The sequence below is a fragment of the Xanthomonas sp. D-99 genome, assembly GCF_017746145.1.
GTDB lineage: Bacteria > Pseudomonadota > Gammaproteobacteria > Xanthomonadales > Xanthomonadaceae > Xanthomonas > Xanthomonas cissicola.
The window spans coordinates 124,899-148,143 of record NZ_JAGHWU010000014.1; the positions used below are offsets into that span (position 1 = coordinate 124,899).

The 23,245-nt window shown below is 65.9% G+C and carries 15 protein-coding genes and 1 pseudogene; 10 read left to right on the top strand and 6 right to left on the bottom strand.

All coding sequences use genetic code 11. The features are described from left to right. The first annotated feature begins 177 nt into the window (after positions 1 to 177). Positions 178 to 3,681, top strand: a complete 3,504-nt coding sequence (smc, locus tag J7360_RS06930; RefSeq protein ID WP_209033538.1) for a chromosome segregation protein SMC — start codon at positions 178 to 180, stop codon at positions 3,679 to 3,681. 56 nt (positions 3,682 to 3,737) lie between these two features. After that, entirely contained in the window at positions 3,738 to 4,469 is a 732-nt protein-coding gene (gene zipA, locus J7360_RS06935; RefSeq protein WP_005914888.1) for a cell division protein ZipA, read from the top strand. Here zipA and J7360_RS21345 read toward each other — a convergent pair. Then, positions 4,433 to 4,669: a hypothetical protein gene (locus tag J7360_RS21345; RefSeq protein ID WP_244667781.1), complete on the bottom strand. Its 237-nt coding sequence runs from the start codon at positions 4,667 to 4,669 to the stop codon at positions 4,433 to 4,435. The genes zipA and J7360_RS21345 overlap by 37 nt on opposite strands. On the opposite strand from J7360_RS21345, the pseudogene J7360_RS06940 reads away from it, so the two are divergent. Next, positions 4,578 to 4,858: pseudogene (locus tag J7360_RS06940) on the top strand (hypothetical protein). The gene J7360_RS21345 and the pseudogene J7360_RS06940 sit on opposite strands and share 92 nt — an antisense overlap. Before the next feature lie 147 nt (positions 4,859 to 5,005). Here the strand turns inward: J7360_RS06940 and J7360_RS06945 are convergent. Further along, positions 5,006 to 6,130 (bottom strand): pyridoxal phosphate-dependent aminotransferase, encoded by a 1,125-nt coding sequence (locus J7360_RS06945; RefSeq protein WP_057663327.1) that lies wholly within the window; start codon positions 6,128 to 6,130, stop codon positions 5,006 to 5,008. A gap of 150 nt (positions 6,131 to 6,280) precedes the next feature. On the opposite strand from J7360_RS06945, the gene J7360_RS06950 reads away from it, so the two are divergent. The 7 genes from J7360_RS06950 (at position 6,281) to J7360_RS06980 (ending at position 17,580) form a co-directional block, all read left to right on the top strand. Then, positions 6,281 to 6,430, top strand: coding sequence for a hypothetical protein (locus tag J7360_RS06950; RefSeq protein WP_157768402.1), 150 nt, complete (start codon positions 6,281 to 6,283; stop codon positions 6,428 to 6,430). 32 nt (positions 6,431 to 6,462) lie between these two features. After that, positions 6,463 to 8,964 (top strand): NAD-dependent DNA ligase LigA, encoded by a 2,502-nt coding sequence (ligA, locus tag J7360_RS06955; protein ID WP_057663322.1) that lies wholly within the window; start codon positions 6,463 to 6,465, stop codon positions 8,962 to 8,964. After that, positions 8,961 to 9,923, top strand: coding sequence for an EF-P lysine aminoacylase EpmA (epmA, locus tag J7360_RS06960; protein ID WP_057663318.1), 963 nt, complete (start codon positions 8,961 to 8,963; stop codon positions 9,921 to 9,923). Before ligA ends, epmA begins: the two co-directional genes overlap by 4 nt. A gap of 108 nt (positions 9,924 to 10,031) precedes the next feature. Continuing rightward, positions 10,032 to 10,718 carry a DUF3011 domain-containing protein gene (locus J7360_RS06965; protein ID WP_007966318.1) on the top strand — a complete coding sequence of 229 codons (687 nt, stop codon included), beginning with the start codon at positions 10,032 to 10,034 and terminating at the stop codon, positions 10,716 to 10,718. A 193-nt stretch (positions 10,719 to 10,911) separates the two neighbouring features. Beyond that, the gene (gene mtnA / locus J7360_RS06970) at positions 10,912 to 11,976 is read left to right on the top strand and encodes an S-methyl-5-thioribose-1-phosphate isomerase (protein WP_209033524.1); all 1,065 of its coding nucleotides are present in this window, start codon (positions 10,912 to 10,914) and stop codon (positions 11,974 to 11,976) included. Positions 11,977 to 12,185: 209 nt separating this feature from the next. Further along, positions 12,186 to 14,885 (top strand): DNA gyrase subunit A, encoded by a 2,700-nt coding sequence (gyrA, locus tag J7360_RS06975; RefSeq protein WP_209033526.1) that lies wholly within the window; start codon positions 12,186 to 12,188, stop codon positions 14,883 to 14,885. Positions 14,886 to 15,111: 226 nt separating this feature from the next. Continuing rightward, positions 15,112 to 17,580, top strand: coding sequence for a membrane-bound PQQ-dependent dehydrogenase, glucose/quinate/shikimate family (locus tag J7360_RS06980; RefSeq protein ID WP_209033528.1), 2,469 nt, complete (start codon positions 15,112 to 15,114; stop codon positions 17,578 to 17,580). Positions 17,581 to 17,989: 409 nt separating this feature from the next. Here the strand turns inward: J7360_RS06980 and J7360_RS06985 are convergent, their stop codons facing one another. The 4 genes from J7360_RS06985 to hutH all read right to left on the bottom strand — a co-directional run bounded on the left by J7360_RS06985 (position 17,990) and on the right by hutH (position 23,243). After that, entirely contained in the window at positions 17,990 to 18,718 is a 729-nt protein-coding gene (locus J7360_RS06985; protein WP_057663714.1) for a hypothetical protein, read from the bottom strand. A gap of 260 nt (positions 18,719 to 18,978) precedes the next feature. Further along, positions 18,979 to 20,646, bottom strand: coding sequence for a urocanate hydratase (hutU, locus tag J7360_RS06990; RefSeq protein ID WP_209033530.1), 1,668 nt, complete (start codon positions 20,644 to 20,646; stop codon positions 18,979 to 18,981). Between the two features lie 16 nt (positions 20,647 to 20,662). Continuing rightward, positions 20,663 to 21,520, bottom strand: coding sequence for an N-formylglutamate deformylase (gene hutG, locus J7360_RS06995; protein WP_022559598.1), 858 nt, complete (start codon positions 21,518 to 21,520; stop codon positions 20,663 to 20,665). Between the two features lie 181 nt (positions 21,521 to 21,701). Further along, entirely contained in the window at positions 21,702 to 23,243 is a 1,542-nt protein-coding gene (gene hutH / locus J7360_RS07000; RefSeq protein ID WP_209033532.1) for a histidine ammonia-lyase, read from the bottom strand. Positions 23,244 to 23,245 lie beyond the last annotated feature (2 nt).

Below are 23,245 nucleotides of genomic sequence, written 5' to 3' on the forward strand. Positions count from 1 at the left end.
GCAGGCCTGCGGGGACGGGCGTAGGCGTGCCGGCCAATGCCTGCCGTGCCCGGCCCGTTATACTCGACGTCAATCGTTCGCTTGGCCCGTGCCACTGGAGTGTTGTCAGCCAGCGCGATGCCTTCGTACCCCGACCCGATGGCGTGCACCGCGCCGTTGACCGAGATCCCCGTTTCCATGCGCCTGTCCACGATCAAGCTGTCCGGTTTCAAGTCGTTCGTCGACCCGACCACGTTGCACCTGCCCACCAACATGACCGGCATCGTCGGTCCCAATGGCTGCGGCAAGTCCAACATCATCGATGCGGTGCGCTGGGTGATGGGCGAGAGCTCAGCCAGCCGCCTGCGTGGCGATTCGTTGACCGACGTGATCTTTTCCGGCTCGTCGGCACGCAAGCCGGTGTCGCAGGCGACGGTGGAGCTGATCTTCGACAACTCCGACCACACCATCAGTGGCGAGTTCGCCTCGTTCAACGAGATCTCGGTCAAGCGCCTGGTCAGCCGCGACGGCAATAGCGCCTACTACCTCAATGGCACCAAGTGCCGGCGCCGCGACATCACCGATCTGTTCCTGGGCACCGGCCTTGGGCCGCGCAGCTACTCGATCATCGAGCAGGGCATGATCAGCCAGATCATCGAAGCACGCCCGGAAGACCTGCGCGTGTATCTGGAAGAAGCCGCCGGCATTTCCAAGTACAAGGAGCGCCGCAAGGAAACCGAAACGCGAATTCGGCATACGCGCGAAAACCTCGACCGTCTGAGCGACCTGCGCGAAGAAATCACCAAGCAACTGGCACATCTGCAGCGCCAGGCGCGGCAGGCCGAGCAGTACCAGGCGTTGCAGGAAGAGCGCCGGATCAAGGATGCCGAGTGGAAGGCGCTGGAATACCGCGGTCTGGATGGTCGGTTGCAGGGCCTGCGCGAGAAGTTGAATCAGGAAGAGACACGCCTGCAGCAATTGATTGCCGAGCAGCGCGATGCCGAAGCACGCATCGAAACCGGCCGCGTGCGGCGCGAAGAAGCCGCCGAAGCGGTGGCCAAGGCACAAGCCGATGTCTACCAGGTCGGTGGCGCGTTGGCGCGTATCGAGCAGCAGATCCAGCATCAGCGCGAACTCTCGCATCGCTTGCACAAGGCGCGCGATGAGGCGCAGAGCCAGCTGCAGGAATTGACCCAGCACATCAGCGGCGACTCGGCCAAATTGAGCGTGCTGCGCGAAGCGGTGGCTGCTGCCGAACCGCAACTGGAGCAGCTGCGCGAAGACCACGAATTCCGCCAGGAGTCGCTACGCGAAGCCGAAGCGCGGCTGGCCGACTGGCAGCAGCGCTGGGAAACCCATAACCGCGACACCGGCGAGGCCTCACGTGCCGGTGAAGTGGAGCGCACGCGCGTTGATTATCTGGACCGCCAGGCGCTGGAAGCCGACCGCCGCCGCGAAGCGTTGGTCAATGAGCGTGCCGGGCTGGATCTGGACGCATTGGCCGAGGCGTTCGAGCAGATCGAACTGCGCCATGAAACCCAGAAAACCTCGCTGGACGGCTTGACCGAGCAGGTCGAGGCGCGCAAGCACGCGCTCGCTGGGCTGCAGGAACAGCAGCGCGCCAGCCAGGGCGAGCTGGCCGAGGTGCGCAAGCAGGCGCAGGCCGCGCGTGGCCGGCTGTCGTCGCTGGAAACCTTGCAACAGGCCGCGCTTGGCCAGGAGCAGGGCGCCGCAGTGGCGTGGCTGAAGTCGCGCGGACTGGATTCGGCCGCGCGCGTGGGCGAGCGCATCAGCGTCGAGAGCGGCTGGGAAAATGCAGTCGAAGGCGCCTTGGGCCAGTTGATCGAAGGCGTGCTGGTGGAGGCGCCGGAACAATTGGTCGATGCGCTGGGCGAGTTGGGCGATGGCCGCATCGCGTTGGTGTCCAGTGCCACTGACAATGCGAGCTTCGCGCCGACCTCGCTGGCCGCCAAGGTGCAGGGGCCGATCGCGATCCGTCAGCTGCTTGCGCGTCTGCACACCGCCGAGGATCTGGACGCTGCGCGCACGCTGCAACGCAACCTGCCCGAAGGCGATTCGGTCATCACCCGCAATGGCGAGCGGCTAGGCGAGGGTTGGGTGCGGGTCTCGCGCTCGGGCGCGGCCAAGCAGGGCGCGCTGCTGCGTGAGCGCGAGATCCAGGAGCTGCGCACCCAGATCGAAACCCTGCAGGAGCGCGAAGCCGAGCTTGAGCACCAGTTGTCCAGCTTCCGCGAACAGCTGTTGGCGGCAGAGCAGCAGCGCGAAGACGCCCAGCGCCAGCTGTATATGGCGCACCGCAGCGTCTCCGAACTGGCTGGGCAATTGCAGAGTCAGCAAGGCAAGGTCGATGCGGCGCGCACGCGCATCGAGCGCATCGAAACCGAATTGGCGCAACTGCTGGAAACGCTCGATACCAGCCGCGAGCAGGCACGCGAAGCGCGCGCCAAACTTGAAGACGCGGTCACCTTGATGGGCGATCTGCAGGGCACGCGCGAAGCGCTGGAAAGCGAGCGCCGTCAACTCACCGATGCACGCGATCAGGCGCGCGATGCCGCGCGCGGCGTGCGCGATGCAATGCATGCATTGGCGCTGACGCTGGAGTCGCAACGCACCCAGATCGCATCGCTGAGCCAGACCCTGGAACGCATGGACAGCCAGCGCGGGCAGCTCGACACGCGCCTGGAAGATCTGGTCGCCCAGCTGAGCGAAGGCGATTCGCCGGTGGAAACACTGGAACACGAACATCAGGCCGCGTTGAGCGAGCGCGTACGCACCGAGCGCGCGCTGGGCGAAGCGCGCACCCTGCTCGACAGCATCGACAGCGAGCTGCGCAGCTTCGAACAGACCCGCCAGCAGCGCGACGAACAAGCGTTGGCGCAGCGCGAACGCATTTCGCAACGCAAGCTCGATCAACAGGCGCTGGTGCTCAATGCCGAGCAACTGGAAGCGGCGGTGGTCAAGGCAGGCTTCGTGCTGGAAGAGGTGGTCAACGGGTTGCCCGAGTCGGCCAACGTGGCCGAATGGGAAGCGGCCGTTGGCCAGATCGACGGGCGGATGCGTCGCCTGGAGCCGGTGAACCTGGCCGCCATCCAGGAGTACGGCGAGGCCGCGCAACGCTCCGAATATCTGGACGCGCAGAACCTGGACCTCAATACCGCGCTGGAAACGTTGGAAGAAGCCATTCGCAAGATCGATCGCGAGACCCGTGGCCGCTTCAAGGACACCTTCGACCGGGTCAATTCCGGCGTGCAGGCGCTGTACCCGCGCTTGTTCGGCGGCGGCCATGCGTATCTGGAACTCACCGGCGAAGACCTGCTCGACACCGGCGTGACCATCATGGCGCGTCCCCCGGGCAAGCGCGTGTCGAGCATTTCGCTGCTGTCCGGCGGCGAGAAGGCGATGACCGCGGTGGCGCTGGTGTTTGCGATTTTCCAGCTCAACCCGGCGCCGTTCTGCCTGCTCGACGAAGTGGACGCGCCGCTTGACGAAGCCAACGTCGGTCGCCTTGCCAATATGGTGCGCGAGATGAGCGAGAAGGTGCAGTTCCTGTTCGTCAGCCATAACAAGGCCACGATGGAAGCCGCGCGCCAGCTCTCCGGCGTGACCATGCGCGAGCCCGGCGTCAGCCGCCTGGTCAGCGTGGACCTGGAAGAGGCCGCACGTTTGGCGGGTGCGGCATGACGTGCCATGCTTGCTGGAATATCGACACCTGTCACTCTTATGCGGAGGCACGCTGAATGTCCGACATGGCCATGATCCGGATCGGGATCCTGATCGCTGGACTGCTGCTGGTCGCGGCCATCTTCCTGTTTGGTCGCCCGAAGAAATCGCCGCAAGGGCGCCGGGTCGACAAGGACGAGGGCCAGCCGCGTGAGCGGCGCGAACCGGTGATTTCCAGCGAGTTCGGTGCGGAGGGCGACGCTGCAGAACGCGCAGAAGGCGTCGAGCAGAGCGAGCTCAATCTGGAAGGGCAGGATGCTTCCGGGGGCAACGAGGTCGGCAAGCGCCCGAACCAGGATTTCGACAAGATCGTGTCGTTGTTCGTGGCCGCCAAGGCGGGCCAGGTGCTGCGCGGCGAAGATGTGGTGGTGGCAGCCGAAAAGACTGGGCTGGTGTTCGGCCACATGAACGTGTTCCACCGCCTGGTGGAAGGCCACCCGGAGCGCGGGCCGATCTTCAGCATGGCCAGCATCCTCAAGCCCGGCAGTTTCGACATGGCCAACATTCGCGAGATGCAGACACCGGCGATCGCATTCTTCCTCACGCTGCCGGCGCCGATGACGGCGCTGGACGCCTGGGAAAAAATGCTGCCCACCGTGCAACGCATGGCCGAACTGCTGGATGGCGTTGTGTTGGATGACAGCCGCAATGCGTTGGGCCGGCAGCGTGTTGCGCACATCCGCGACGAATTGCGCGCCTACGACCGCCAGCATCAGGCGCCGCCGCTGACCAAGTCGCCGCGCTGGTGAGTTGACATGTTGAGCCTGCAGGGCGTGTTGGCGATGGCGTTGCTGCTGGTGCTGTGGGCGATCTTAGCGATGCCATTGTTGTGGATCTTCACCAGGATCGCCGCGCGTCTGCGCAAAAGGCCGCGACATTCGCCCTGGGTGGTCGTGGGCTTTGCTGCCGCGATCACGTTGCTGGTCGCGCCTGTGCCAACGCCTTTCATCAGCGTGTTCCTGCCGCACGCCATCGCGCTGCTGGATCGCCGTTACTACATGCACATCCGCAAGGGCCGCCGATGCTGCGCGAGCTGCTGCTGTGGAACGCCGCCTCGATGGCGCTGACCTTCGTCATCAGCTATTTCTGGATCCGGCGCACGCTGCGCGCATCGGAGCCTGAGGCGTTAGATCAGTAGAAGTCCAGAGCCCTCTCCCCACGGGAGAGCGGGTGGGGTCAGGGTACGGGCGAAGCACTCGTGCAGTTGAACAACCTCAGGCTTCGACCGCACCCTCATCCGCTCCTATGGGGCACATAAAGGAGGCAACGTCCCAAGGGAAAAGGGTTAGCGCTTGGCCTTCGCGAACGCCTCACGGAAGCGCAGCATTTCCGCCTCGGTCCCCACGCTGATGCGCACGCGCTTGGGCCAGATCGGCCAGCTGCGGCCGACGATGACGCCCTGCTTCTGCATCGAATCGGCGAACACGCTTGCATCGCGCTTGACGTCCAGCAGGAAGCAGTTGGCTTGCGAGGGCTGGCAGGTGTAGCCCTTGCCCTTGAGCCAGGCGACGGTCTCCTCGCGCACGCGGGCGTTCTCGGCGCGGCGGGTCTGCACCAGCAGCGGGTCGCGCAGGCTGGCGATGCCGGCGGCCATCGCCGGAACCGACAGCGGATTGCTGCCGAATGCGGCAAGCTTGGTCTGCAGGCCGGGCGGGGCCAGGGCGGCACCCAGGCGCAGGCCGGCCATGCCGTAGAGCTTGGAGAAGCTGCGCAGCACGATCAGATCCTGGCGCTGACGCACCAGATCGGCCACCGAGGGCTCGTTGCTGTAGTGGATGTACGCCTCGTCGACCACCAGCACGGCGCTGGCCGGCTTGTTGGTCAGCAACCATTCGATGTCGGCGCGTGGGGTGATGGCGCCGGTGGCGTTACCCGGGTTGCACAGATACAGCATGCCGGCAGTCGGGTCGGCCTTTGCCATCGCCTTGACGTCGTGCGCGCCATCGGCACGTAGCGGCACCTTGCGTACGGCCACGCCGCGGGCGGTGGCGCTTTCGATCAGCGGGTCGAAGCTCGGGTCGGCGACCACCAGCCCCGCGCGCGCGGACGTGAACAGGCTGCCGGCCCGGTTCAGCGCGTCACGCGAGCCGGGGAACAGCGATAGATGATCGTTGGGCAACTGCAGCTCGCCGGTCATCAGGTTGCGCAGATCCTGCTCCATCTCCAGCAGGTAGCGGCCCGAGCGTGCCAGCGAACGCGTGGCAGCTTCGACAGCTGCCGGGGCGGGCCCGAGCGGATGCTCGTTGAGGTTGAGGTAGACCGTGCCGGCCGCCGCCGCCACGCCCGGCGTTGCCGGTGCCGCGGCGCGTTTGCGGGCCGCCTCGGCTGCGGGTGCCAGCCCCAGTGCGGAAACCGCCACGCCGGTGGTAGCGAGGCTGAGAAACGAACGGCGCGAGACGGGCAACGACACGGGCGAACTCCATAGGCGGCGGGCAAAGAGGGCGCCACGCTAGCCGGTTTGTGTCTGTCTGCCTATCAGGGAATTGCCATAAAACTGGTTGGACGCGTGCTTGCAGGGGGGGGGCGGCAAAGACAGGTGGCACGACGGTGGCTGGGTGCGATGTCCGGGCTCCTGCCGGGCTCGCTGTCGGCCCGAATGCCGATGGGCGCTGGCGCACCTATGCGCATCGACGCGAACGACTTCATCCATCGCTCAATCATCGCGAACGGCGCCCGTGCCGCCGACCTTGGCATCGGCATGGCCCGTTAGAATGGGCGGCCCAGAGCCAGCCCTGCGATCGTATGACTGTCAGCCCGGATCCCGCTCAGCGCATCGATGCCCTGCGCCGTCGAATCGAAGACGCCAACTACCGGTATCACGTACTCGACGAGCCGCAGATGGCCGATGCCGATTACGACAAGCTGATGCGCGAGCTGGAGGCCTTGGAGCGCGCGCACCCGGAATTGGCCAGCGCCGATTCGCCAACCCAGCGCGTCGGCCATCTGGCCGCCTCGCGGTTTGCCGAAGTGCGGCATGCCTTGCCGATGCTGTCGTTGGGCAATGCCTTCAGCGACGAGGAAGTGGCCGAGTTCGTGCGGCGCATCGGCGAACGGCTGGAGGTCAAGCAACCGCTGTTTTCGGCCGAACCCAAACTCGATGGTCTGGCGATCAGCCTGCGCTACGAAAATGGCGAGTTCGTGCAGGGCGCCACGCGCGGCGATGGCGCCACCGGCGAGGATGTCAGCGCCAACCTGCGCACCGTCAAGGCGATTCCGTTGCGGCTGCGCGGCGAGGGCTGGCCGCAGGTGCTGGAAGTGCGCGGGGAGGTCTACATGCCGCGCGCCGCGTTCGAAGCCTACAACGCACAGATGCGTGCGCAGGGCGGCAAGGTGCTGGCCAACCCGCGCAATGGCGCGGCCGGCTCGCTGCGCCAGCTGGATGCGCGCATCACCGCGCAGCGCCCGCTGAGCTTCTTTGCCTACGGCATTGGGGAAGTGAGCGAAGGCGCATTGCCGCAGACCCATTCGGCGATCCTGGCGCAGCTGCGCTCGTGGGGCTTTCCGGTCAGTGCGCTGGTCGAGGTCGTGCAGGGCAGCGACGGTCTGCTGGCGTACTACCAGCGCATCGGTGAGGCGCGCGATGGGCTGGCCTTCGATATCGATGGTGTGGTGTACAAGCTCGACGATCTGGCCGGGCAACGCGAAATGGGCTTCGTCTCGCGCGCGCCGCGTTGGGCGATCGCGCACAAGTTCCCCGCGCAGGAGCAGTCCACCACGGTCGAGGCCATCGAGATCCAGATCGGCCGCACCGGAGCGGCCACGCCGGTGGCGCGCCTGAAACCGGTGCATGTGGCCGGGGTGATCGTCACCAATGCCACGCTGCACAACGCCGACCAGATCGCGCGGCTGGATGTGCGCGTGGGCGACACGGTGATCGTGCGCCGCGCCGGTGATGTCATCCCTGAAGTGGCCGCTGTGGTGGCCGACCAGCGCCCGCCTGGGACCCAGGCCTGGCAGATGCCCACGCAGTGCCCGGTGTGCGGTTCGGAGATCGTGCGCGAAGAAGGCCAGGCGGTCTGGCGCTGTTCCGGCGAGCTGACCTGCCCGGCTCAGCGCAAGGAGGCGTTTCGGCATTTCGTCTCGCGGCGCGCGATGGATGTGGACGGCCTGGGCGAAAAATTCATCGAAGTGCTGGTCGACAGTGGCCTGGTGAAAGGCGTGGCCGACCTGTATCTGCTGAGCGTGGACCAGCTGCTGCAATTGCGCCTGATCAGCACGGCCGACAGCCCGCACGCGTTCCTGCGCGAGGCGCGCGAGCATCTGGCTAGCGGTGCGTATGCGCAGCTGGAAGCCAGCGTGGTGGGGATCGGCGTGGACCTGGCCGGGGAGCGCGACGTACCGCAGACCTGGCAGGCCGATCTGCTTCGCGCAGGCTTGCCGAGCTTCGACTGGAACCGCAAGAAGATCGCCACCAAGTGGGCGGAGAATCTGATCGAGGCGATCGAAACCTCGCGCGACACCACGCTGGAGCGTTTCCTGTTTGCGCTGGGCATCGAGCATGTGGGCGAAAGCACGGCCAAGGCCTTGTCGGCCTGGTTTGGCGATCTGGAATTGATTCGGCATCTGCCGTGGCCGCTGTTCAAGCGCGTGCCGGACATCGGCGGCGAAGTGGCGCGCTCGCTGGGGCACTTCTTCGACCAGGCCGGGAATCAGCAGGCCATCGATGACTTGCTGCAGCGTGGCGTGCGTATTGGCGACACGCATCCGCCTTCGCCCAAGCTGCGCGAGGCGCTGAGCTTTGCCAGCGTGCTGGAAGACATGGACATTCCCAAGGTGACGCCGGTGCGCGCGCAGCAGCTTGCCGCTGCGGTGGATTCGTTCGCTGCGTTGCGTACGGCCGGCGCCGATGCCTTGCAGCAGGCCGGCGTTCCGGCGCCGGTGGTGGCCACGTTGCTGCAATGGCTGGATCGCCCCGAAAACGCCGCGCTCGCGAGTGCGGCGCAGCAGGCGATGGAAACCGTGCTGGCGCGTCTGCCGGAAGCCGATGCACTGCAGACCGGCCCGCTCGATGGGCAGACCGTGGTCATCACCGGAACCCTGGCTGCGCTGACGCGCGATGCGGCCAAGCAGCGGCTGGAAGCACTGGGCGCCAAGGTCGCCGGTAGCGTCTCCAAGAAGACCGCGTTTCTGGTGGCCGGCGAAGAAGCCGGTTCCAAGCTCGACAAGGCGCAGTCGCTGGGCGTGGAGATCTGGGACGAAGCCCGCCTGCTGGTCTTCCTGGGCGACCACGGCCAACAGCCATGAACACGGCGCAGTTCGATCTGGCCGCGCTGCAGCTGCGGGCGCGGCTCAACGCCACGATCCGCGACTTTTTCGCCGAACGCGGCGTGCTGGAAGTGGAAACGCCGGTGCTTTCGGCGGCCGGCAATACAGAACCGAATATCGAAAGCTTCAGTACGCGCTTCACCGGCCATGTCGATGCCGGCGCGCCGCTGCGCTGGTTGCGCACCTCGCCGGAATATCCGCTCAAACGCCTGCTTGCCGCTGGCGTGGGCGATTGCTACGAACTGGGGCGGGTGTTTCGCAATGGCGAAGCCGGTGGCCGTCACAACCCCGAGTTCAGCATGCTCGAATGGTATCGGGTGGGTTGGAACGATCGCCGTCTGGCGCAGGAGACCATCGAACTGGTGCGTCGCGCGCTGGCGCTGGTCGGGCGCCAGGCGAGGGTGCAGGTGCTGACGTATCGCGCGCTCTTCGTGCAGACGTTGGGCATCGACCCATTGTGCGATCCGATCGAAACGCTACACGCCGCCTTGCATGACGTGGCGATCGATCCTGTGGGTCTGACCCGCGACGATTGGCTGGACCTGCTGATGACCCATCGCATCCAGCCGGGCTTTTCCGGCGACACCCTGACGGTGGTGCACGATTGGCCGGCCAGTCAGTGTGCGTTGGCGCGGATCCGCCACGACGACCCGCCGGTGGCCGAGCGCTTCGAGCTGTATCTGGGTAGTTTCGAGGTGGCCAATGGCTATCACGAATTGAACGATGCGCGCGAGCAGCGTGCGCGCTTCGTGCGCGAGAATGCCGTGCGTACAGCACGTGGATTGCCGCAGCTGCCGCTGGACGAACGCCTGCTGGCGGTGTTGTCGCAGTTGCCCGACTGCGCCGGTGTGGCGGTGGGCGTGGATCGCCTGTTGATGGCCTTGCGCGGCACGACGCAGATTGCCGACGTGCTGGCGTTCGACTTCGCCCGCGCCTGAGTCATCTGGCTGTCATCGGCGCCGTATTGCTATCTTCACATCGATGATGCTCTCATCTTCACGTCCACGGGGGCGCGACGAAGATCGTTCGGGGTGAGGATTGTCGGCATGAAGTGGCTGGTCAGCTTATGCGGTTTGTGGTGCTTGCCGCTGCTGCTGCTCGCCGATGCGCGCGCGTCCGACCGCGCAGCCGGCGTGGTGCGCTGCGAGTCCAAGGACCTGGCGCGCGTGCATTGCGCGATGGATACCGCCCAAGGCGTGCAACTGGTGCGCCAGCTCTCCGAAACCAGCTGCATCCGCGGTAGCGAATGGGATGTCGAACGCGATGGCGTGTGGGTCGAACAAGGCTGCCGCGCCGAATTCGCGGCGACCCGTGCACAGACCGCAACCGTGATGCGCCGCGTGGTGCGCTGCGATTCCAATGGCGGCACGGTGGCGTGCCCGGTGGTTCTGCGTGGCGCGCCGGTGCGTCTGCTGCGGCAACGCTCGATGTGGCCGTGCAAGGAAGGGCGCACCTGGGGCGTTCGCCGCAACGAAATCTGGGTCTCGCGTGGATGCGATGGCGAATTCGAGGTGGGCGCAGAAGACGGCTCCGGCTTCGTCGCGGTGCCGCGCATGGTCACCTGTGAATCGAAGAAAAGTGCGCGGCGCACCTGTGGCGTGTCGGTGGAACGCGCGGTGCGCCTTGGCCGGCAGATGTCCAAAACGCCATGCGTGGAGGGCCAGACCTGGGGCTGGAGCCGCGACGGGGTGTGGGTGAACGACGGCTGCCGCGCCGAGTTCATCGTCGACTGAGGGCAGGTGACACAACGTCGCGCGCGGTCGTCAGGTGGATAGACGACGCGCAATCGCCGCTGTGTACGAGTGGTACCTGCCGTCCGGGCAGCGGCCGCGCCCGCCTGCCGCCTGCACAGTGGTTTGGTCGGCCGCGCCAGGCCCGCGCGGTCGTGCAACGGCGCAGGCGCTGCGCGCGCCTTACAATGGACGCATGAACGACAGCGCCCATATCGATTACGCCCGCTACGACCACATCCGGCCACTGCTGTGGACCGGGGATGCCCTGGAATTGCTCGACCAACGCAAACTGCCCTTTGAAGTGGCGCATGTGCGGTGCGATAGCAGCGACGCGGTGGCCGAGGCGATCCATTCGCTGGCCGTGCGCGGTGCGCCGGCGATCGGCATCGCGGCCGGGTGGGGCGTGGTGCTGGCCGCGCGCGACATCGCAGCCGACGACGGCGCCGCCGCGCTGCAGAAGCTCGAGCCGGCGCTGCTGCGGCTCAACGCGGCGCGTCCGACCGCCGTCAACCTGGCCTGGGCGCTGATGCGCATGCGCCTGGTGCTGGGCGCGGCGGGCGCCGATTGGCGCGAGGTGATCGCGCGCGAGGCGCAGGCCATCGCCGATGAAGACCTGGCCGCCAACCGCCACATGGGCGCGCTTGGCGCCGCACTGATCGCACCGGGCAGCGGCGTGCTGACCCACTGCAACACCGGCTCGCTGGCCACCGCTGGCTTCGGCACCGCACTGGGCGTGATCCGCGCCGGCATGGCGCAACAGCGCATTGCCAAGGTGTTCGCCGGGGAAACGCGGCCGTGGCTGCAGGGCGCGCGCCTGACCGTGTGGGAGCTGCAGCAGGACGGTATCGACGCCACCCTGATCGCCGATTCGGCGGCCTCGCATCTGATGAAATCCGGCCTGGTGCAGTGGGTGATCGTCGGCGCCGATCGGATCTGCGCCAATGGCGATACCGCCAACAAGATCGGCACCTACCAGCTGGCAATCGCCGCGCGCCACCATGGCGTGAAGTTCATGGTGGTGGCGCCGTCGTCCACGGTGGATATGGCAACGGCCAGCGGGGACCAGATCGAGATCGAGCAGCGCGATCCTGGCGAGTTGTTCGGCGTGGGCGGGGTCAGGACGGTGGCCGACGGCATCCACGCCTGGAACCCGGTCTTCGACGTCACCCCGGGCGATCTGATCGACGCGATCGTCACCGAGCGCGGCGTCATCGAGCAACCGGACCCGGCGCGGATGCGGGCAGCCTTCGGCAGCTGAGCCCGGGGCCGGCCGGCAAGCTGTCAACGCCGTCAAAACTCCCTGCAAGTGCTTGTTTCTGGCTGGTAAAGCGGAGGCGTCGGGATGCCCTGCCGTGGTACAATCCGGCGCTTGAATCGATCGGCGGGAGCGTGGGGTCGGCAGCCTGATGCAAGGGCGCTCCCGACGCGGCTTTCCGGCTCGCCCGCCACCTCACTTACGGAACCCGAATGGCAGAAACCGCCAAGGAAATCATCCAGGTCAACCTGGAAGACGAGATGCGCAAGAGCTATCTCGATTACGCGATGAGCGTGATCGTGGGCCGCGCACTCCCCGATGCCCGTGATGGCCTCAAGCCTGTGCACCGGCGCGTGCTCTACGCGATGCACGAGCTGGGCGCACACAGCAACAAGGCCTACTTCAAGTCGGCGCGTATCGTCGGCGACGTCATCGGTAAATACCATCCTCACGGCGACCAGTCGGTGTACGACACGCTGGTGCGCATGGCGCAGCCGTTCTCGCTGCGTTACATGATGGTCGACGGTCAGGGTAACTTCGGTTCGGTCGACGGCGACTCCGCCGCGGCGATGCGATACACCGAGTCGCGCATGTCGCGGCTGGCGCATGAGCTGATGGCCGACATCGACAAGGAAACCGTCGACTTCCAGCCCAACTACGACGAGAAGGAACAGGAGCCGACGGTCATGCCGACCCGGTTCCCGAGCCTGCTGGTCAATGGCTCGGCAGGTATTGCGGTGGGCATGGCCACCAATATTCCGCCGCATAACCTGACCGAGGCGATCAACGCCTGCATCGCGCTGATCGACACGCCCGAGCTGGATGTCGAAGGCCTGATGGAATACATCCCCGGCCCGGACTTCCCCACCGCCGGCATCATCAACGGTACCTCCGGCATTGCGGCCGGCTACCGCACCGGCCGTGGCCGTGTACGCATCCGCGCCAAGGCCGATGTGGAAGTGGCCGACAACGGTCGCGAGGCGATCGTCGTTACCGAGATCCCGTACCAGGTCAACAAGGCGCGGCTGATCGAGAAGATCGCCGAGCTGGTCAAGGAAAAGAAGCTCGAAGGCATCAGCGAGCTGCGCGATGAGTCCGACAAGGACGGCATGCGCATCTACATCGAAGTCAAGCGCGGCGAATCTGCCGAGGTTGTGCTCAACAACCTGTATCAGCAGACCCAGATGGAGGCGGTGTTCGGCATCAACATGGTGGCGTTGATCGACGGCCGCCCGCAGTTGATGAACCTCAAGCAGATGCTGGAGGCGTTCATCCGCCACCGCCGCGAGGTGGTCACCCGTCGCACCATTTTCGAACTGCGCAAGGCGCGTGCGCGTGCGCACGTGCTGGAAGGCCTGACCGTTGCGTTGGCCAACATCGATGAAATGATCGAGTTGATCAAGACCTCGGCCAACCCGCAGGAAGCGCGCGAGCGCATGCTGGCCAAGACCTGGCAACCGGGTCTGGTGGGTGCGCTGCTGGGCGCGGCCGGCGCAGAAGCCTCCAAGCCGGAAGATCTGCCGCCGGGCGTGGGCCTGATCCAGGGCTTCTACCAGCTCAGCGAAGTGCAGGCCTCGCAGATCCTGGAAATGCGTCTGCATCGCCTGACCGGCTTGGAACAGGAAAAGCTGACCGACGAGTACAAGCAATTGCTCGGCGTCATCGAAGGCCTGATCCGCATCCTGGAGAACCCGGATGTGCTGTTGCAGGTGATCCGCGACGAGTTGATCAATATCCGCGAAGAATACGGCGATGAACGCCGCACCGAGATCCGTCACAGCGAAGAAGATCTGGACATCCTGGATCTGATCGCGCCGGAAGACGTGGTGGTGACGCTGTCGCATGCCGGGTATGCCAAGCGCCAGCCGGTGAGCGCGTATCGGGCGCAGCGCCGTGGTGGCCGTGGCCGCTCTGCCGCAGCGACCAAGGAAGAAGATTTCATCGACCAGCTGTGGTTGGTCAACACGCACGACACGCTGCTGACCTTCACCAGCAGCGGCAAGGTGTTCTGGTTGCCGGTGCATCAGTTGCCGGAAGCCGGCTCCAATGCGCGTGGCAGGCCGATCATCAACTGGATTCCGCTGGAATCGGGCGAGCGCGTGCAGGCGGTGCTGCCGGTGCGCGAATACGCCGACAACCGCTACGTGTTCTTCGCCACGCGCAACGGCACGGTCAAGAAGACGCCGTTGAGCGAATTCGCCTTCCGTCTGGCGCGCGGCAAGATCGCCATCAACCTGGACGAGGGCGACGCGCTGGTCGGTGTGGCCTTGACCGATGGTGACCGCGACGTGCTGCTGTTCGCTTCCAACGGCAAGACCGTGCGCTTTGGCGAATCCACCGTGCGTTCGATGGGCCGTACCGCCACCGGTGTGCGCGGTATCCGTCTGACCAAGGGCGAGGAAGTGGTCAGCCTGATCGTGGCCGAGCGTGCTGGCGGTGTCGAAGAAGAGATCGAAGGCGACGAGGTCGATGATGTGGTGGAAGCCACCGATGGCGGCGAGTCTGCCGTGATCGAGGTCGCCGACGACGGCAACGTGGCCTACATTTTGACGGCTACCGAGAACGGCTACGGCAAGCGCACCCCGCTGACCGAGTACCCGCGCAAGGGGCGTGGCACCCAGGGCGTGATCGGGATCCAGACCACCGAGCGCAACGGCAAACTGGTGCGTGCGGTGCTGTTGGGCGCCACCGACGAAGTGCTGCTGATTTCCGATGGCGGCACGCTGGTGCGTACGCGTGGTTCGGAGATCTCGCGCGTCGGCCGTAACACCCAGGGCGTCACGCTGATTCGCTTGTCCAAGGGCGAAAAGTTGCAGGCGGTGGAACGCCTGGATGCATCGCTGGATGACGTGGATGAGGGAGTGGACGAAGCAAGCGCAAGCGTGAGCGAAACGCCGCCGACCGACGCGTGAAAGCAGCGCTAACGCGACGCAGTTGACCAAAGACGCCGGTGAAAACCGGCGTTTTTTTATTGCTCGAAGTTTTTGGATCGCCCCGCTTTATGGCGAGCGCTGACATCTGCAACGCAGTGTCTTCATGCGTTCGCCGCAAAGATCGCGACTCTTTCACTGACACGGGTCGAAGGTTGTGGGTGGTGCGGCGGCGTTGCGTCGCCGCCGAGTCGAAGAGGAACAACGGATGACGATTCTGGATCGTCCTTCCGGTCGCGGCCATTGGGCGCTGGCGACCTTGGGAGGCGTGATTGCACTACTGGGCGCGGTGCTGCTTGCCGGTGGCGTGTGGCTGGCTGCGTTGGGTGGCTCCTGGTATTACGCACCGGCCGGTGCGGCGATGCTCGTCGCCGGCGTGCTGCTGTCTCGTGGCCGCAATGCGGGCGCCTGGTGGTTTGCTGGCGTGGTGGTGGTTTCGTTGCTGTGGACGTGGTGGGAATCAGGCAGCGATTACTGGCGCTGGGTGCCGCGTCTGGGCCTGATTGTCGGCCTGGCATTGGTGCTCGCCCTGCTACTGCCAAAATTGCAGCGCCGCGTGTCGCGCACGGTATCGCGCAGCCTGGCCGGTGCGCTGGCGGTGGTATTTGTGGTGGCGTTCGCGTTGGCGTTCATGCCGCATGGCGTGACTGAGGCCGATGGCGCGCTGGCGCATGCGGCAGGCGTGCTCGGTGGCGTGGTCAACCGCGACGCATCCGCCCCGGTTGCGGCGTCCGGCGCGCAGCCAGCCAATGCACCTGCCGACGGCGATTGGGCCGCGTACGGACGCAGCCAGGCCGGCCAACGCTATTCGCCGCTGCAGCAGATCAATCGCGACAATGTGGCGCAGCTGCAGCAAGCCTGGCTTTTCCACACCGGCGATCTGCCGAACAAGCGCTGGGGTGCGGAAACCACGCCGCTGAAGGTGGGCGACAGCCTGTATCTGTGCACTGCGCGCAACCAGGTGATTGCGCTGGATGCCGCCAGCGGCAAGCAGCGCTGGCGCTACGATCCCAAGGTCAAGGACGAGGCGATCCCGTACACGGCGGCATGCCGTGGCGTCTCGTATTACGAAGTGCCGGCCGCTGCCAACGCTGCGGATGCTGGAGTAACGGCAGCGCTATGCCGCACGCGCGTGATCGAAGGCACGCTCGATGGGCGCTTGATTGCGCTGGACGCGCGCAGCGGCACGCCGTGCCCGGATTTCGGCAGCAACGGTCAGGTGGATATCACCGTCGGTATGGGCGAGACGCCGCCTGGCTATGTGTCGATCAATTCGCCGCCGGCCATCGTGCGCGGCGTGGTGGTCACCGGGCATCAGGTGCTCGACGGGCAGAAGCGTTACGAGCCCTCCGGCGTGATCGAAGGCTTCGACGCGGTGACCGGCAAGTTGCGTTGGGCCTGGGACATGACGCATCCGGAATGGAACGGCGCACCGCCGCCGGGCCAGAGCTGGACGCGCGGCACGCCCAATATGTGGACCACCGCTGCCGCCGATGAGCAGCTGGGCTACGTGTACCTGCCGATGGGCAATTCCACCGCCGATTACTGGAGCAGTTCGCGCACGCCGCAGGAGAACCGTTACGCGACCTCGCTGGTGGCGCTGGATGTCGCCACCGGCAAGCCGGTATGGAATTTCCAGACCACGCACATCGATGCATGGGACTACGACCTGGGCTCGCAGCCGAGTCTGATCGACTTCCCCAAGGACGGCGTCAACGTGCCGGCGGTGCTGTTGCCAAGCAAGCAGGGCGAGCTGTACGTGCTGGATCGGCGTACCGGCAAGCCGCTGGTGGGCGTGGAAGAGCGTACGGTGCCAGGCGGTGGCGTGGAGCCGCAGATGCGTGTCAAGACGCAGCCGTTCTCGCTGTATCACACGTTGCGCAAGCCGGACCTGACCGAGCGCGACATGTGGGGCATGACCCCGATCGACCAGCTGGTTTGCCGGATCCAGTTTCGCAAGGCCAGTTACAAGGGCATTTACACGCCGCCGGAAGCGGACCGGCATTCGATCGAGTACCCCGGTTACAACGGCGGTTCGGATTGGGGCAGCGTGGCGGTGGATCCGCACCGCGGTGTGATCGTGGTCAACTACAACGACATGCCCAACTACAACCTGCTGGTGCCGCGCGCCAAGGCCGACAAGCTGGGCTGGGCACCGCGCGATGAAGTGCGTGGCGATGCGGGCGGTGCGGAAGGCGCGGGCGACCCGCAGGCGGGCACCCCGTATGCGATCAACGTCAATGCCGGCTGGCGGCTGCCGTTTACCAAATTGCTGTGCAAGGAACCGCCGTATGGCGGGATCCGCGCCATCGAGCTGGCCAGCGGCAAGACGCTGTGGGACCGCCCCTTCGGCAGTGCGCGCGGCAATGGCCCGTTCGGCATCCGTTCCGGCCTGCCGATCGACATCGGTACACCGAACAACGGTGGCGCGGTGGTGACGGCAAGCGGTTTGATCTTCATTGCCGCCGCCACCGACGACCTGATCCGCGCGATCGATCTGGCCACCGGCAAGGAGCTGTGGCATGCCAAGTTGCCGGCCGGCGGCCAGGCCAACCCGATGGTGTACGAATACGGTGGCCGCGAGTATCTGGTCATCATGGCCGGCGGGCACCACTTCATGGAGACCCCGGCAGGCGATGCGGTGATCGCCTACGCGATACCGCAGAAAACCCAGTGATTTCGGAGACGAGCGAGATCGGCTGCTAAAGCGGCACGCAAACGCCCGTATAGACGCCATGCCACATGGCTCGTGTCTGGAATCGGAGAGTGCCAATGCAGATAGCCATCTTGATTTCGGACGCGAGTCGTCTGCCGACAGCGAACGATGGATCGCACCATTCGTCAGGTGCTCAGGAACGTTGAAGCATGAAAAAAGCGCACCGCAAGCGGTGCGCTTTTTCTCTGAGGAATATCGCGGGTAAGCGCTCAGCTACCTCGGCAAGACAACGCTAATGCGCCCAGCGCTTGCCCGCATGATGCATCAGGCCGCACGCTTTCCCGATTCCCGAATCCCGATTCCCGAATCCCGAATCCCGATTCCCGATTCCCGAATCCCGAATCCCGAATCCCGAATCCCGAATCCCGAATCATCCGACGTTCGCCGCCACCTCATCGTCCTGCACCGCATCGCGCACATCCTGTGCCAGCGTCGCCTTGACGATGATCGAGCGGATCGCATCGGTGGCCTCGGACAGCGGCACATCGTTGCTCAGGCGCTGGAAGGTGTCGCGGCTGTTGTAGCCTGAGCCATCCTTCAGGTAATGCTCGTACATCGACAACAGGTCCTGGCAGGCCGTGATCAGTGCAGCGACATTGCCACGCACCAGTGCGTGACCGATCTGATCGAAACTGTGCAGGCAATCGGCAAGCCAATGCAGGTCGTAGCGCGCGGTGGTCGGCTCGGGGGCGTTGTGGCCGCGGCTGTAGGCGCTGTAGCGACGCAGGCTACGTGCCACGCGCGCCACATGCGCGAACAGCGTGCCGATCTCGCTGGCGATATCCAGCCGCTGCACCAACACCATGGGAATCACCTGGCCGGCAGCGGCCGCCTGCTGCTCGGAGGCATTCTGCTCGTGCTGTTCCAGCGATTGCTTGAGCATGGCATAGCTACGCTGCAGCGATTCCAGTTCCAGCGTGGTGGCCGCCGCACGCGCCTTCCATTGCGACAGCGCCGCCTGATAGCGGCCAAGGCTGTCCTGCGTGCTGGCAAGCTCGCCGGATTCGGCACGCAGCTGGCGGCCACGCACGAACGCCAGCCCGGTAGCGATCAGCGCCCAGAGTGCGAATGCAGGCACCAGGTAGATCAGGATGCCCATGGGGATTCCTCGAAACGTTGCATATCTTGTCGGCCTGCAACGCGCAGACTTGAGGCTGATCCTGGGCGCATGCCCCGATTCGGGACGTCGTGCTCAGACACGGCAACGCCATGTTGCCGGCGCACAGGATCTGAGGTGGCGAATGGCAGCCGGAAGAGGCCCGACAGCGGGCCACTGCGGGGTAAGGGAATGCACGAAGAGGGCTGGCGGGAGCGGCCCGGACGATGCAGCGGCGCCCCCAAGCGCGCTGTTTGGCTGGGTCAGCGCACAATCCCCGGCAAATCCAGCCCTTTTTCCTTTGCGCAATCGGTTGCAATGGCGTAACCGGCATCGGCGTGGCGCATCACGCCGGTGGCCGGGTCGTTCCAGAGCACGCGTTCCAGGCGTCTGTCGGCGGCCTGGCTGCCGTCGCAGACGATGACCATGCCGGCGTGCTGGGAGAAGCCCATGCCGACCCCGCCGCCGTGGTGCAGCGATACCCAGGTGGCGCCGCTGGCGGTGTTGAGCAGGGCATTGAGCAGCGGCCAGTCGGAGACCGCGTCCGAGCCGTCGGCCATCGCTTCGGTTTCGCGATTGGGCGAGGCCACGCTGCCCGAATCCAGATGGTCGCGGCCGATCACCACCGGCGCCTTCAGCTCGCCGCTGCGGACCATGGCATTGAAGGCCAGTCCGAGCCGATGGCGGTCGCCCACGCCCACCCAGCAGATGCGCGCAGGCAATCCCTGGAAGGCGATCTTTTCGGCCGCCATGTCGAGCCAGCGATGCAGGTGCGCGTCGTCGGGGATGAGTTCCTTGACCTTGGCGTCGGTCTTGGCGATGTCGTCCGGGTCGCCGCTGAGCGCGACCCAGCGGAACGGGCCAATACCGCGACAGAACAGCGGGCGGATGTAGGCAGGCACGAAGCCGGGGAAATCGAACGCGTCGTCGACGCCGGCCTCCAGCGCCATCTGGCGCAGGTTGTTGCCGTAATCCACGGTAGGCACGCCCAGTGCGTGGAAGGCGAGCATGGCGCGGATGTGGTTGGCCATCGAATCGCGCGCCGCCGCTTCCACTTCCTTGGGCGCGCTCATGCGCTTTGCGTCCCACTCTTCCACGCTCCAGCCCTGCGGCAGGTAGCCGTTGATCGGGTCGTGTGCAGACGTCTGGTCGGTCAACAGATCCGGCTTGATCCCGCGCAGCAGCAGTTCGTCCAGCACGTCGGCGACATTGCCGAGCAGGCCGACCGACAGTGGCTTCCTCGCGGTGCACGACTCTTCGATCAGGCGCAATGCGTCATCCAGCGAATCGGTCCACGTGTCCAGATACCCGGTGCGCAGGCGCATGTCGATGCTGGAGCGGCGGCATTCCACGGCCAGGCACGAGGCGCCGGCCATCACCGCCGCCAACGGTTGCGCGCCGCCCATGCCGCCGAGGCCGCCGGTGAACAGCCACTTGCCGGCCAGGTTGCCGGCATAGTGCTGGCGGCCCATTTCCACGAAGGTTTCGTACGTGCCCTGCACGATGCCTTGCGCACCGATGTAGATCCAGCTGCCTGCGGTCATCTGGCCGTACATGGCCAGGCCCTTTTTATCCAGTGCGTTGAAGTGGTCCCAGTTGGCCCAGCGCGGCACCAGGTTGGAGTTGGCGATCAACACGCGCGGCGCATCGGCATGGGTGCGGAACACGCCCACCGGTTTGCCGGATTGCACCAGCAGGGTCTGGTCCTCGTCCAGACGCGTGAGCGCAGCAACGATCGCGTCGAAGGATTCCCAGTCGCGCGCGGCGCGGCCAATACCGCCATAGACCACCAGTTCCTGCGGGCGCTCGGCCACGTCCGGGTCCAGGTTGTTCATCAACATGCGCAGCGGCGCTTCGGTGAGCCAGCTCTTGGCGGTGAGCGTGGTGCCGGTGGCGGCGCGGATGACGCGGGTTGCATCGTGACGGGTCATGCCGGGTTCCTTGCAATCAGCGGTTGGCCGCAGGCGGCGCGGTGTCGGAAGAGGGCGCGTTGGCGAAGTGCAGGCAGGCCTGCAGCACGTGGCGCAGTACCGCGCGCAGCGCCACGGCGTGTACCGGCTGCCACGGCGTTGGCCAGTTGTCGGGGGTGAGGCTGTCGGGCTCTCGCATATAGCCGCGGCAGGCCAGTTCCATCTGCAAGGTGTGTACGCCGTGCTCGGGCTGCGCGTAGTGGCGGGTGATCCAGCCGCCCTTGAAACGGCCGTTGCGCACCGTGCTGGAGCCGCTGCTGCGGCACAGGCGCTCCACTGCATCGACCAGGCGCCGGTCGCAGCTGCGGTCCTCGTTGCTGCCGATATTGAATTGCGGCAATTGGCCATCGAACAGATGCGGGATGAACGAGCGGATCGAATGCGCGTCGTAGACCACGATCTTTGCGTGCTGCGCGCGCAGGCGCGCAATTTCCTCGGCAAGCGCGGCATGGTACGGGTCGAACCAGCGCATGCGACGCAACGCGATCTGCGCCTGATCCGGCGCCGCACCATCGGCATACAGCGGCTGATTGTCGAAGGTGGTGAGCGGGCACAGACCGGTGGTGTTCTGGCCCGGATACAGCGAGGCCCCGCTCGGGTCGCGATTGACGTCGATGACCGAGCGCGAGATGGCGGTGCGCAGCGTGGTGGCGCCCAGCCCCTGCGCGAAGTCGTAAAGCTGGTGTACCCACCAGTCGGTATCGCGGCGCGCCAGCCACGGCGACACGAACTGGTCAGCCAGGTCCTCCGGCAACTCGGTGCCGGTATGCGGAAAACTGATGATCAACGGCGCGTCGCCGCGGTGCAGTTCCAGCCAGTCGGGCAGTGCGTTCATCGCTGCGCTCCATGCGTGCGTGCTGCCAGCGTGGGGCAAGCGTTGCGCAGCTGTGCGTTGCCGATGCGTCGGGTGCGCGGTGCCGCGTCATCGTCTGGGCGTGCGCTTGATGAGGTCGCGAAAGACCGCAGTTGCGACCGGGACGATGCAGGTATCGATTCGCTGCATAAGCGCTGCCCACTCATACGTCCTGCTCCACACCCGGCAACGGGACCGCCACTGCCTGCGCCAGCGCGCCCGAGCGCACCAACGCGCTGGCAGCCAGCATATCCGGATGAAAATAACGGTCGTCCTGCAACGTGGGCACCTGTGCGCGCAACAGGGCACGCGCCGCTTCCAGCGCAGTGCTGGAGCGAAGTGGCGCATGGAAGTCGCAGCCTTGCACTGCGGCCAGCAGCTCGATGCCGATCACGTGCGCGGCGTTCTCGGCCATCGCCAGCAGGCGCCGTGCGCCGTGCGCGGCCATCGAGACGTGATCTTCCTGATTGGCCGAGGTCGGGATCGAATCGACACTGGCCGGATACGCGCGCTGTTTGTTTTCCGACACCAGCGCGGCGGCGGTCACCTGGGGAATCATGAAGCCGGAGTTCAAGCCCGGGCGCGGTGTGAGAAAGGCGGGCAGGCCGGACAGCGCCGGGTCGACCAGCATCGCGGTGCGGCGTTCGCTGATCGAGCCGATTTCGCAGACCGCCATCGCCAGCATGTCCGCGGCAAAGGCGACCGGCTCGGCGTGGAAATTGCCGCCAGACAGCGCTTCGCTGGTATCGCTGAAGACCAGTGGGTTATCGGACACGCCGTTGGCTTCGATCTCCAAGGTGCGCGCGGCCTGACGCATCACATCCAGCGCCGCGCCCATCACCTGCGGCTGGCAGCGCAGGCAATACGGGTCCTGCACGCGCACATCGCCAAGCCGATGCGATTCGCGAATGGCCGAATCGGCCATCAGGGCGCGCAACGCCGCAGCGGTGGCGATCTGTCCCGGCTGCCCGCGCAATGCGTGGATGCGCGCATCGAAGGGCGTATCCGAGCCCTTGGCCGCTTCCACCGACAACGCACCGGTGACCAGCGCGGCCTGCAATATGGTTTCGATCTCGAATAGACCGGCCAGGGCGCAGGCGGTGGAAAACTGGGTGCCGTTGAGCAGGGCCAACCCTTCCTTTGCGCCCAGCACGCGCGGTCGCAGTTGCGCATGTGCAAGCGCGTCGGCAGCAGGCAGACGCTGCGCGCCGACGAAGGCCTCGCCAATGCCGATCATCACCGCGGCCAGATGCGACAGCGGTGCCAGATCGCCGGAAGCGCCCACCGAGCCTTGGCACGGCACCACCGGCGTGATGCCGGCGCGCAGCATCGCGTCCAGCAGTGCCAGCGTGTCCGGCTGCACGCCGGACGCGCCCTGGGCCAGGCTGGTGAGCTTGAGTGCCATCATCAGCCGCACCACCGGCACCGGCGTGGGCTCGCCCACACCTGCCGCATGCGAGAGCACGATATTGCGCTGCAGCGCCTGCAGATCCTCGCGCTCGATACGCACGCTGGCCAGCTTGCCGAAGCCGGTGTTGACGCCATACACCGGCTCGCCACGCGCCACGATGGCCTCCACCGTTTGCGCGCTGCGCAGCACCGCGGCAGCGCATGCATCATCCAGTGCCACTTCGGCACCGCGATACAGCGCACGCCATTGCGCCAGCGTGATCTGGCCGGGTTGCAAGACAACAGAAATACTCATGA